Origin of the sequence: Arcticibacter eurypsychrophilus, from assembly GCF_001730525.1 — a bacterium.
Taxonomy (GTDB): Bacteria; Bacteroidota; Bacteroidia; order Sphingobacteriales; family Sphingobacteriaceae; genus Arcticibacter; species Arcticibacter eurypsychrophilus.
In genome coordinates this window covers 18,018-30,345 of sequence record NZ_MDFN01000043.1, presented here as the reverse complement: position 1 = coordinate 30,345, position 12,328 = coordinate 18,018, and the positions used below count along the sequence as shown (strand labels likewise).

Annotated in this window: 13 protein-coding genes and 2 tRNA genes; 8 read left to right on the top strand and 7 right to left on the bottom strand. The window is 35.7% G+C overall.

Going from position 1 to position 12,328, the window contains the following annotated elements; genetic code table 11:
- Positions 1-53: 53 nt before the first annotated feature.
- Positions 54-194 (bottom strand): hypothetical protein, encoded by a 141-nt coding sequence (locus BFL47_RS19885; protein WP_170827352.1) that lies wholly within the window; start codon positions 192-194, stop codon positions 54-56.
- 927 nt (positions 195-1,121) lie between these two features.
- Between BFL47_RS19885 and BFL47_RS19880 the strand changes: the two genes are divergently transcribed.
- The 6 genes from BFL47_RS19880 to BFL47_RS18060 all read left to right on the top strand — a co-directional run bounded on the left by BFL47_RS19880 (position 1,122) and on the right by BFL47_RS18060 (position 4,670).
- Positions 1,122-1,262 (top strand): hypothetical protein, encoded by a 141-nt coding sequence (locus BFL47_RS19880; RefSeq protein WP_170827352.1) that lies wholly within the window; start codon positions 1,122-1,124, stop codon positions 1,260-1,262.
- A gap of 65 nt (positions 1,263-1,327) precedes the next feature.
- Positions 1,328-1,468: a hypothetical protein gene (locus BFL47_RS19875; protein WP_170827352.1), complete on the top strand. Its 141-nt coding sequence runs from the start codon at positions 1,328-1,330 to the stop codon at positions 1,466-1,468.
- Positions 1,469-1,533: 65 nt separating this feature from the next.
- Entirely contained in the window at positions 1,534-1,674 is a 141-nt protein-coding gene (locus tag BFL47_RS19870; RefSeq protein WP_170827352.1) for a hypothetical protein, read from the top strand.
- 75 nt (positions 1,675-1,749) lie between these two features.
- On the top strand, positions 1,750-3,120 hold the full coding sequence (locus tag BFL47_RS18070) for a dipeptidase (RefSeq protein ID WP_069661204.1): 1,371 nt from the start codon (positions 1,750-1,752) through the stop codon (positions 3,118-3,120).
- A 93-nt stretch (positions 3,121-3,213) separates the two neighbouring features.
- Positions 3,214-3,287: transfer RNA gene (locus tag BFL47_RS18065), tRNA-Arg, on the top strand.
- A 465-nt stretch (positions 3,288-3,752) separates the two neighbouring features.
- Positions 3,753-4,670: a cation diffusion facilitator family transporter gene (locus tag BFL47_RS18060; RefSeq protein ID WP_245681406.1), complete on the top strand. Its 918-nt coding sequence runs from the start codon at positions 3,753-3,755 to the stop codon at positions 4,668-4,670.
- A 169-nt stretch (positions 4,671-4,839) separates the two neighbouring features.
- On the opposite strand, the gene BFL47_RS18055 is transcribed toward BFL47_RS18060, so the two are convergent.
- From BFL47_RS18055 to BFL47_RS18045, 4 genes are all read right to left on the bottom strand, one after another.
- A complete protein-coding gene (locus BFL47_RS18055; protein WP_083257269.1) occupies positions 4,840-5,568 on the bottom strand; it encodes a polyprenol monophosphomannose synthase in 729 nt (242 codons plus the stop codon).
- Positions 5,569-5,583: 15 nt separating this feature from the next.
- Positions 5,584-7,272 (bottom strand): peptide MFS transporter, encoded by a 1,689-nt coding sequence (locus tag BFL47_RS18050; RefSeq protein WP_069661202.1) that lies wholly within the window; start codon positions 7,270-7,272, stop codon positions 5,584-5,586.
- Between the two features lie 8 nt (positions 7,273-7,280).
- Positions 7,281-7,448 (bottom strand): hypothetical protein, encoded by a 168-nt coding sequence (locus BFL47_RS19865; RefSeq protein WP_170827351.1) that lies wholly within the window; start codon positions 7,446-7,448, stop codon positions 7,281-7,283.
- 102 nt (positions 7,449-7,550) lie between these two features.
- The gene (locus tag BFL47_RS18045) at positions 7,551-8,450 is read right to left on the bottom strand and encodes a hypothetical protein (protein ID WP_139125870.1); all 900 of its coding nucleotides are present in this window, start codon (positions 8,448-8,450) and stop codon (positions 7,551-7,553) included.
- A 168-nt stretch (positions 8,451-8,618) separates the two neighbouring features.
- On the opposite strand from BFL47_RS18045, the gene BFL47_RS18040 reads away from it, so the two are divergent.
- Positions 8,619-10,625, top strand: coding sequence for an HD family phosphohydrolase (locus BFL47_RS18040; protein WP_170827353.1), 2,007 nt, complete (start codon positions 8,619-8,621; stop codon positions 10,623-10,625).
- Between the two features lie 150 nt (positions 10,626-10,775).
- Positions 10,776-10,862, top strand: a tRNA-Ser gene (locus tag BFL47_RS18035).
- A gap of 729 nt (positions 10,863-11,591) precedes the next feature.
- Here BFL47_RS18035 and BFL47_RS18025 read toward each other — a convergent pair.
- Together BFL47_RS18025 and BFL47_RS18020 are read right to left on the bottom strand one after the other, a co-directional pair.
- Positions 11,592-11,933 carry a DoxX family protein gene (locus BFL47_RS18025; protein ID WP_069661198.1) on the bottom strand — a complete coding sequence of 114 codons (342 nt, stop codon included), beginning with the start codon at positions 11,931-11,933 and terminating at the stop codon, positions 11,592-11,594.
- A complete protein-coding gene (locus BFL47_RS18020; RefSeq protein ID WP_069661197.1) occupies positions 11,933-12,283 on the bottom strand; it encodes a DoxX family protein in 351 nt (116 codons plus the stop codon). Before BFL47_RS18020 ends, BFL47_RS18025 begins: the two co-directional genes overlap by 1 nt.
- Positions 12,284-12,328: the final 45 nt, after the last annotated feature.

The window sequence follows — 12,328 nt, the reverse complement described above, 5'->3', positions numbered from 1 at the left end:
TTTCGCTCGCTTTAATGATGGTATGCGCTTTGATGCCTTATTTAAAGGGCTGCTTAATCCCAGCCGCCCATGTTTTTCGTTGCTCCGCCCATTACTGCCTTTTCTGCTTTTACTGATGGGGTCGCACTTTCTTCTTTCTTACACGATACCATTCCTACGGTCAACATGGCGATTACAATTACTAACTTTTTCATTTTGTTCTGTTTTATCGGGTTTCTATTATTTGTCTGTTTCATTGATTCTGATAACATTTTCGTATTTACGAAAGGGGTACCAATTGCTTTTTCGATTTATCCTTGAATTACTCAATATTTATACACATAATAACACAGTATTTTCTAATATTGCTGTATATTCCGTTGAATATTGTAAAAGGTTCAAGTTTATATTATGACTTAATGTGAAAGCGCGCTGTGCATTAATATGCAATTAACTCACAAACAACAACATATGTTCTACACACTAAAAAAACTATATAGATTTAAAGAATATAACCGCAATTATTTTGACCCTGCATATTTAACACATTCTTTATGCAAACCGATAAACAATCTTTACACATAATTATACGGATCAATTTTAAAATATGCATATTATTGTTGTCCGCTAAAATTTGTATTTTTACCCATAGTTACTTTGACTTTGGTAGTGTAGTAACTTCAAAGGTAAATTAACTGGTTGGCGCTTGCGCCAACCTTTTTTCTTTTACCGGACAACAATAATATGCATATTTTAAAATTGATCCGTATAATTATGTGTAAAGATTGTTTATCGGTTTGCATAAAGAATGTGTTAAATATGCAGGGTCAAAATAATTGCGGTTATATTCTTTAAATCTATATAGTTTTTTTAGTGTGTAGAACATATGTTGTTGTTTGTGAGTTAATTGCATATTAATGCACAGCGCGCTTTCACATTAAGTCATAATATAAACTTGAACCTTTTACAATATTCAACGGAATATACAGCAATATTAGAAAATACTGTGTTATTATGTGTATAAATATTGAGTAATTCAAGGATAAATCGAAAAAGCAATTGGTACCCCTTTCGTAAATACGAAAATGTTATCAGAATCAATGAAACAGACAAATAATAGAAACCCGATAAAACAGAACAAAATGAAAAAGTTAGTAATTGTAATCGCCATGTTGACCGTAGGAATGGTATCGTGTAAGAAAGAAGAAAGTGCGACCCCATCAGTAAAAGCAGAAAAGGCAGTAATGGGCGGAGCAACGAAAAACATGGGCGGCTGGGATTAATACCGGATCAGCAGAACCAATTGAACAAACAGACAAATAATAGAAACCCGATAAAACAGAACAAAATGAAAAAGTTAGTAATTGTAATCGCCATGTTGACCGTAGGAATGGTATCGTGTAAGAAAGAAGAAAGTGCGACCCCATCAGTAAAAGCAGAAAAGGCAGTAATGGGCGGAGCAACGAAAAACATGGGCGGCTGGGATTAATACCGGATCAGCAGAACCAATTGAACAAACAGACAAATAATAGAAACCCGATAAAACAGAACAAAATGAAAAAGTTAGTAATTGTAATCGCCATGTTGACCGTAGGAATGGTATCGTGTAAGAAAGAAGAAAGTGCGACCCCATCAGTAAAAGCAGAAAAGGCAGTAATGGGCGGAGCAACGAAAAACATGGGCGGCTGGGATTAAGCAGCCCTTTAAATAACCTACAATTTCATTAGAGTTTCCCTGCGCTTAAGTATATTTGCACAAAATTATAAGAGCATGCAAAATATTAAACAATATGTTGAAGAGAATAAGCAACGATTCTTAAATGAATTGGTAGAATTGCTTAAATTTCCATCAATTAGTGCAGATCCTCAATATAAAAATGATGTTTTAAAAACAGCAGAATTTGTAGCTGAAAAGTTAAAAGATGCAGGAGCAGATCATGTCGAAGTATGTCCTACTGCGGGATATCCAATTGTCTATGGCGAAAAAATAATTGACTCATCAAAACCAACTGTTCTGGTTTACGGGCATTATGATGTACAACCTGCAGACCCATTGGAAGTTTGGAAAACATCACCTTTTGAACCAGTAATTAGGGATGGAAAGTTATTTGCCCGTGGAGCATGTGATGATAAGGGGCAGTTTTATATGCATGTTAAGGCTTTCGAGCTTATGATTAATTCGAACTCGCTTCCTTGTAATATAAAATTCATGATTGAAGGGGAGGAAGAAGTTGGTTCAAGTAACTTAGGCGTTTTCGTGAAAGAGAATGCTGAACGGCTGAAGGCTGATGTCGTATTAATATCAGACACCTCTATGATAAGTTTAGAGAATCCTTCTTTGGAAACTGGCCTTAGGGGACTATCCTATCTTGAAGTAGAAGTAACCGGGCCAAATCGGGATCTTCACTCTGGTGTTTATGGCGGTGCTGTAGCTAATCCAGCGACTATATTATGTCAGTTAATTGCCTCTTTGCATGACAAAAATAATCATGTAACGATTCCTGGCTTTTATGACGATGTATTGAGTCTTACCGATGATGAGCGTGCTAGTTTAAATAACGCGCCATATAATGAAGATGAATATAAAAAAGATTTGGGTGTTGATGCCCTTTGGGGAGAACAAGGTTATTCTACTATTGAGAGAACAGGAATTAGGCCAACCCTTGAAGTAAATGGTATCTGGGGTGGATATATCGGAGAAGGCGCAAAAACAGTTCTTCCTTCAAAAGCCAGTGCAAAAATCTCTATGCGTCTGGTACCAAATCAACATTCGGATAGAATCACTGAATTGTTTACCAAGCATTTTAATAACATAGCACCTGATTATGTGAAAGTAAATGTTAAAGCTCATCACGGTGGAGAACCTGTTGTTACTCCTACAGATAGCGTGGCGTATAAAGCTGCCGAAAAAGCAATCGAAGAAGCATTTGGGAAAAAACCTATTCCAACAAGGGGTGGTGGAAGTATTCCTATAGTTGCTTTGTTCGAAGAAGTATTAGGAATTAAAACCGTTTTAATGGGTTTTGGATTGGATAGCGATAATTTGCACTCTCCAAATGAGAAATTTGATCTTGCCAATTACTATAAAGGCATTGAAACTATTCCATTATTTTATAAATATTATGCGGAATTGAGTTTATAACGGTATTAATCGGTTGTTCCATAATTGATTAGAGAATCTTTAACTTTTCTTGCTAGATAATTTAAAGATTCTCTATATTTGCACCCACCAAAGGCACCCATAGCTCAGTTGGATAGAGCAACGGTTTTCTAAACCGTCGGTCACTGGTTCGAATCCAGTTGGGTGTACTATACTTCGTTTAAAGGAATTTAAAGCATCCACAAACGGCCTCTATTAACTCTAGAGGCCGTTTTGCGTTCCCCCGAACGCTGCTTTATTTCAACATGGTTTTAACACAAATACTGTCTTCTTGTTTCGAGCAAATAATATAGAAATTTAAAAATGTAACATAAAAAATCCAGAACACAATTAAGTATTCCGGATAATAAGGGATAGTGAATACTTTATCCCTCTCAGAGCATATTTTTCATAGGTATATGATAATACAACTAACAACATGTTTTCAAGGATTTCGTTTGTGTGATATTACGCAATCTTAGAGTGGTAAATACTTGATTATTATAAAAACATCGGGAGTGATCATAAAAAGTTAGAATCTGCCAACTGAATAAATTAGAGTTATTGACCCTAAAATTATATTCAAATACGAGTTATCTTCAATTAACGTTTACTTTTGTGAATAAACATATGCCATGATGAAGGATATTAATTTAGATCCCTCTGTAAAAGCAATACGAACCACACAACTAGGAATAGTGGTCAGTATTATTTTAGTTTTCGTTAAAGCAGCGGGTGGTCACTTTGGACATTCTTATGCACTGATAGCTGATGCCACTGAAACTGGAGCTGATATAATAAGTTCATTACTATTATGGGTTGGATTACGATACTCACTCAAGCCCGCTGACGAAAGGCACCCTTATGGTCATGGGAAGGCTGAACCTTTGGCTGCTATACTCATCTCTTTGTTTCTGGTCGTTGCAGCCGTATGGATCGGATTTAATGCTATTCATTTTATTAATACACCCCATGAAGGTCCGAGAGTATTTACGCTATGGATTCTTATACTAGTTATTGGTATTAAAGAAGCACTGTTTAAATATGTATTGAAGGTAGGCAAGGAACTTAATAGTCAAGCTGTAAAGGCAGATGCATTCCATCATAGGAGTGATGCAATTACTTCAGTTGCTGCTTTTATTGGAATTGTGATTGCAATATTTGGTGGTAAAGGATTTGAAGTGGCTGATGATTGGGCGGCATTAATAGCTTCTTTCTTGATAGTTTATAATGCTTACAACATTCTCAAACCTGCATTCGATGAAATAATGGATAGCGCACCTTCAAATGAAATTGTTAATCAGGTTAAAAATATAGCCCAAAAGGTGAAGGATGTTTCAGCAATAGAGAAATGTTATGTTCGCAAGATGGGATTTGATTATTTTATAGATCTTCATATTCTTGTTAATGCGGATCTAACTGTTTCAGATGGCCATACAATTGCCCACATGGTTAAAGATAAATTGATGAAAAGTAATAGCCATATTAAAGGGGCAATTATACATGTTGAACCTTATGTGATTAAACAGAATAACCACAATATCGTTAGCTAATTAAATCTTGTCCTTATAAATACCGTTAGCTAGTAAAATGAATTTTAGAAGCCTCTTCTTAATTGTTGGCGTATTGTTTCTCGCAATTCACATCAATTAGAACGTAGTATTTCCTGAACGTCCTCATGTTATTATATATAGGGTCTCCTGACTTGAGAGTTTCAGAGCATTAATTATATTTTCTAAACCAACTGATTATCTTCATTTGAATTACTCCTAGAAAGGCTTCTCTGAATATTCTTGTGCTCATTTTTGATGTACCCTCCGTACGATCTGTGAAAATAATGGGTATTTCAACGACCTTGAAGCCATGATTAATAGCTGTAAATTTCATTTCAATCTGAAATGCATAACCTACAAACTTAATTTTGTTCATGTTGATCTTTTCTAATACTTTTCGGCGGTAACATTTAAAACCCGCTGTGGCGTCATGGATGTTTATACCTGTAATAAAACGAACATAAACCGATGCAAAGTAAGACATAAGCACTCTGCTCATTGGCCAGTTTACTACGTTTACTCCAGTTACATAACGCGATCCTATCGCTAAATCAGCTCCTTGTAAACAAGCGGTGCGTAAACGAATCAAATCAAGAGGATTGTGTGAAAAATCGGCATCCATCTCGAATATATATTCAAACTGATGGTTTAAAGCCCACTTAAAGCCGTGTATATAAGCAGAACCTAGTCCTTGTTTTCCATTTCGCTCCTCAATATAAAGCTTTCCTGAATATTCACCTTGAAGATGTTTTACAATATCAGCTGTACCATCAGGCGAACCGTCATCTACGATGAGGACATTGAATGGAATGGATAAGGAAAATACCGCGCGAATAATCATCTCGATATTTTCCTTCTCGTTGTACGTTGGAATTATAACTAAGCTATCAGCTAACACAGATATAGTATTTAATTAACGAACTTCATGCATCAGCTTTTTCAAGACTCCGGATAACAGAAACAGAAGTACTGCGGCCACACCTGGTAAAATAACGAAAAGCATGAAGAATTCGAATAAATTATGAATAACAAACCCTGCAAACATAGGATATTCTATTGGAATACGAAGTTCATTTAATTTGGATAATTGAGCTGCTGTTGGGATAATTGTTTTATCAAGCACTGCCTGAAGATTAATCCCTATACCCTGAGCCATGGTATATTTATCTCCTGTCGGTGGAAGCGCTGCTCCTAGTGTACCTGCTAAGGCGTAACCAGCTGCATTAGCAATAAACCAAACTCCCATTAAAAGGGATGAAAAACGTAGAGGAGCTAGCTTAGATACCAGTGACAATCCTATCGGCGACAAACAAAGTTCTCCTAATGTGTGAAATAAGTACATCAAGATTAACCAGGATACGCCGATTTTTTCTGTTGTTCCAAGACCCTTAACCTGAAATGCCATGATTAAAAACCCTACAGCCAATAACAAAAGGCCAAAAGACTGCTTTACAGGAGAGATTGGTTCCAGATTTCTTTTTTGAAGATATAACCATAACCAGCTGAAAGGCAACGCAAATACAATAATAAAGATAGAGTTTGCATTTTGTACAAATGAAGGGGGCATATTCCATCCGAATAAACGTCTGTCTGTTTGATAATCAGCTATAAAAGTTAGCGATGATCCGGCTTGTTCGAAACAGGCCCAAAAAAACATAACGAAAAATGCCAGTATATATAAGGCCATAATTCGATCTCTTTCCATTTTTGAAAGAGAGGTGTCAGATATAATAAATCCTGCCAATGTGATTCCACTTCCGTAGATGAAAGAATAGATCCAGTTTTGATCAACTGCAAAGCGAAAGAAAAATACTAATATAAAAAAGGCGGCTATTGAACAGTAAATTGCTGTATTTGAAAATTGAGCTTTTAAAACTTCTTCTGATCCTTTGGTGATATTTAAAGAAGGTTTAGCTCCAATTGCATTGCCTGTGGGTCCTACAACGTATTTTTCTTTTAAGAAATAAAACAAGGCTGATCCAAAGAACATTGCCATAGATGCGGCAAGAAATCCCCATTTGAATGCAGTTACAATACGTGTACCATCATCCAAAACCACATCTCCTAATAATGGACAAATATACATTCCTAGAAATGCACCCATATTAATACCCATGTAAAATATAGTAAAAGCAGAATCCAAACGCGAGTCTCCTTTTGTATATAACTGACCTACCATGGAAGATATATTTGGCTTAAAAAAGCCATTACCTAAAATGATAGTTCCCAGTGCGATATACATAGCTGTTTTGGACAGATCAAAATTAGTCTCAAATGTACTTGCACTAAAAAATAGGAATAACTGCCCAATACCCATTACTATACCCCCAAGGAGAATACAATTGCGATTTCCAAGGAAACGGTCGGATATGAATCCTCCTAACATTGGTGTCAGGTAACATAAACCTAAAAATCCACCATAAATAACGGAGGCTTCAGATTCGCGAAATGCAAGAGAATTTACTAAAAAAAGAGTTAACAGCGCCCGCATGCCATAAAAATTGAAGCGCTCCCACATTTCAGTAGTAAAAAGTAGATAGAGACCTTTTGGGTGTCCCTTTGCTGGCAGATTTGGGTTTTCTGCGATATTGATGGTATCCATTCGTATGATTATAAGTTCATGTGTGTTAAATCTGCTTGCCTGCTCAACATATTTTCAAGTGTTGATCCATCATAAAAGCCTTTTGTTGAAATATAGGCTTGTTCAAGAGGCTTGTTTGCCTGTTTTAAAACTTCAAATAGTCTGGAAGGGACTGATAAAATATGTAATCTCTTCATGAAGTTATAAGAAGATTGAACAAATGAGATGTTTTGTTGTCATTGAATAGGGGGAAAGGCCTCAAATATCAGTATTTTTTTTAAATAATTACAAAACTGTGTTTATCTGACTTTATTTATGATTTCCTTTTGGGAATTTTTAGGGTCAATGTACAATTTATCTATATCTGAGTCTGGATTTGTTAATCGAATATTATTCAAAAAGCTCAATCTGCCTTTTATTAGCTTAAATCCATCGTATGATAAGTCAGGACCATATAAAGCAAAGTTATCTTTCATTTCAATATCAGGTGGAGCCAGATGGTCAAATACAATTCTGTTTTCCTTCAATTCGTAATTAAGTAGCATCGAAGCAGATCTATTGTATTCGAAAATTATCCGATTCTTGCCCTGATATGTTTTACTGCCATCGAAAACAGGCATTCCGAAAAATGCTTTTCCCTCTTTAAAATAGAGTACTTCAATAACTTTTTGCGTTGACTTTGCTGTGTTTCCTTTCCATCCTAACAGAATGTAATAAGGTGTTTTTACATCTTTAATAACAGGAATGATTTTATAATACTGTGCGCCAAACCATTTCTCATTGTTTAATATCGTATCCTGTGGCGATTTGATCCCCGTGGTAAAGTCTAAAAGAGGCAGTAGCTTAAGAGAAGCATTGGTATTCATTTGTATAGCGCCGTAATAACGATAGGTGCCATTACTGTTTAGCACATGCCAGGTAAACAGGCGGAAATTATTATCCGGCGATTTCTGTATCGTTATTGATTTTAAAGAGTCAAAATTAAAGTGAAATGAATTTGGTGTTTTTAAGGCTTTAACAAAAGTTCGCACCATTTTAAAATTAGCATTATAACGTTCTGCCTCATCCGGATCGTTTATAACGGTAAATGCAAGTGCTGTAATTGTATCCTGGTATTCACGGATCTTTACGTCTTGTGGTTCGATATCCGCCTTCTGAGCCATACCTACATGACCTAACCTAATTATATATAATAACAAAAAAATTTTTTTAATCATATCTCTCTAAAGCCAATCCATTCATATACATCCAGAATTAATAAAACTTGCTTATTTTTGAACAGATAAAAGAACCTAGTGGCGAAATTAAAAAAAAAATACCATCTCTTATTATATAGAAAATACGGCTCCAATCTGAAGTATATCATGATGGTGCTTTGTGTATTGGTTGTTACACTGGTTTTGCCTAAACACGCCCGGTTTAAATACGAATACGAAAAGGGTAAAGTATGGATGAACAAGGACTTAATATCTCCTTACAGCTTTGCTGTTGAAAAAACCTTCGATGAGATAGAGCAGGACAAAGAGGAGGTTTATAAATCTGTACTCCCTGTTTATCATAATCGTCCGGATATTTTTAAGAATGAATTTCAAGCTTTTATAGGCGACTTTGATGTTAAATGGGATAACTCAAAAGAAGAGGAAAAACTCAAAAATACTTATCAGGACGTTGGTGTTCGAATTTTAGCTGCGGTATATCAAAAGGGCATCATGACCCATATCAAGAAATTTCAGCGCTCAAGTCAGAATTATAATTTTACTTTACTCACTGATAATGATGCAACTGAAGTGAATACGATTGGTGTATTTACTCTCGAAACTGCTGAGGATTATATTGATAGTCAGGTTCATGAAGCAAATGCCATTAAAAATAAGGTTTGGTTAAGTAAATTAATTAAAGATCATATCCAGCAAACCTATATTTACGACGAGCATCTTAGCGAGAAGGTGGAGTCTGAAGCGCTTAAAAATCTTTCTCCAACAAGAGGCATGGTGCAGCAAGGCGAGCTTATTATTGCAAATGGTTCTGTTATCAGTCAGGAAATCTATCAAAAGCTCGAATCGTTAAAAAACACATTTGAAGAAGAGCGTCATTTTAGTGGCAATAGAAGATCGATTTTTATAGGGCAGCTCTTGCTAGGTGGATTGATAGTAGCCTTGCTGATGATTTTTCTTAGGCTGTTTCGCAAGGATATCTATGATGATAACCGGAAGATGTCCCTGATTTTAGTTGTTATTACCATGATGTTGGTATGTCTTTCATGGGCGATCAGCCTGAAGATTCCGAATCTTTATTACATACCCTATTGTATTGTGCCAATTATAATACGCATACTTTTTGACACTCGGCTTGCCCTTAATATTCATCTGTTGGTCGTTTTGGTTGCCGGTTTTTTTGTGCCCAATAGCTTTGAATTTGCTTTTTTACAAGTCACTGCTGGAATGGTAGCCATATACAGTATTAAGAATTTGATCAAGCGGGAACAGCTGCTTATTTCTGCTGTTTTAATTCTATGTAATTACATAGTAGCCTACTTAGGCATTTCGCTGATCAGAAATAATGGCACATTAACGAACATCGAATTGGTTAGCTTTTTACCTTTTGTGTTTAGCGTTTTGCTTTCACTGTTGGCTTATCCACTCATATATGCATTTGAAAAGGTCTTTGGACTTACATCTGAAGTTACGCTGATGGAGATTACTAACACCAATTCCCGCTTACTTCGGGAATTGTCATTTAAAGCACCTGGTACATTTCAGCATTCCCTTCAGGTAGCTAATTTAGCAGAAGCGGCAATTTTTAATGTAGGAGGAAATGCACTCCTTGTTCGGGCAGGAGCCTTATATCACGATATAGGCAAAATGGAGAACCCGCAGTATTTTATAGAAAATCAGAATGGTGCAGTTAACCCACATGATAAATTATCATATGAAGCAAGTGCCCAAATCATTATCAGGCATGTTAATAAAGGAGTTGAACTGGCACGAAAGAATCATTTACCCGAAATAGTTATAGACTTTATCAAGACGCATCATGGTAATACGCGCATGGATTATTTCTACCAGTCTTTCCTGAAAAACTTTCCTGAGCAATTTGTTGACGAAAATATATTCCGCTATCCCGGACCGATACCCTTTTCAAAAGAAACAGGTGTTTTAATGCTGGCTGATTCAACAGAGGCGGCGTCAAGAAGTTTAAAAGAGCCCAATAAGGATACGATCAGCGCATTAGTTGATCGCATTATTGATTATAAATTGGAACAAGGACAGCTGAATAATTGTAATATTACGCTTAAAGACATCGCAACTATTCGTTCAATTTTTAAGAATATGCTGATGAGCATCTATCATGTGCGGATAGATTATCAAGTTTAAAAAAATATTTTCATTTTGCATGGAACTAACAGTCTAGTTTTCAGCTTACTCTTGACTAGCTAATTTAAAAAGACATTTAAAGCAGGTTTAAATGCTAAATTATTTTTGAAGAGTAGGTTGAATTACTATATTTGCAGTCCTGAAAAGAGGGGTGAGGTGCCTGAGTGGCCGAAAGGAACAGTTTGCTAAACTGTCGTACTGGCAACGGTACCGAGGGTTCGAATCCCTCCCTCACCGCAGATTGATTAATCAAATAACACCAAAAGCCTGTAAATCATACATTTACAGGCTTTTTTGTTGCCCTGAGATAACCAAAATATACACGAATTCGCAAATAGAATCAGCGACATTTATTGCGTCTTTTTTTGGCCAAAAAAAGACGCAATTTAGGTAATTTAATTGTCTGATTTTCAACATTTTATACCACTGAACATCTTGACTTTTTACCGCTGCATTTCGATATTTATTCACTTAAAAATCTATCGTTATGCTAGAAAAAAGTTTAGGATTAATGTTTTTTTTAAAGCATCCACGAAATTACGATGGTGGACTAATGTATATCTACCTCAAAGTTACCGTAGACGGTGTTCCCAAAGATTTCTCTATTAAACGTTCGTGGCTCAATAAAAATGATTGGTAAAGAAGTTTCCAAAGGAATACATACCGACTTTGATACTTTCTATAAACACACCTCTAAATTTATCAGAAGCGAATATAAAGTAGATGATATCAATATTCGTTCCCTTGATCTTGAGATTACCAAGAAATTATACAACGAGTACCTGACAGATCGAGGAATTAATCATAACTCGGCGTTAAAAAACACACACAAATATTCAAGTCAAAATCAATTTTCATATTTAATTTTCAGTCTACATCCGCAATGGCTGATAAAAGTAGTATAATATCGATCCTTATTCCTACGTATGAAATGTTATTGGACTAAAATTTAAGTCTCTAAATGCGTTATGAAATTTGTATAGCCTGAACACAGATATAGAAATTTATGATCATAAATATAAAAGATGGCAAACACAGTAAAAGCGCGTCCTTCATTTTTAAACGCACTCCGAAACCGATCATCATCAATAAGGAAAGTCCACCGGATGAAATAATCAATATCGGTTGCGAAAACAATCCGACCAGTAATCCTAATCCGCCAAGCAGTTGCAAGTAACCGATGAATTCTCTGAATTTATTCAATCCATAGCGTTCAAACTCTTCTTTCATACCTGAGTTTGAAAAGAACGTTATACCATAATAAAGAAATGAAACAGCGGAAATTAACGTTAATATATTTAGAAGCATTAAAATTTCATTAATCCAGAATGAATGATAGCTACTAACAAAGACAGCGTTAATAAAAGTAATGAGGGGACAAACTTGGGCCAGGGATTTTTAACCTTAAAATGGGCTACTTGTGCGCATGCCATTAATCCAGCCATCAAAAGTGCAGGTATCAATACCAAAGTCGGATGCCATATACCGGTAACCAAAAGAGTTGAAAGGGCTATTTTAGTAGCACCAACAAAATTTCTTAACAAGTCTGGTATACCATACTGTTTAAACTCTTTGACGATATTATCATAACGGACGATCCAAACATAGCCGATGGAAAGCGCTATGATGATTTGGGCACAATTTGAAAGCGTGTTCATATAGAAGCTGTTGAAATGTAAAACTGAAAATACGATGAGCTAATT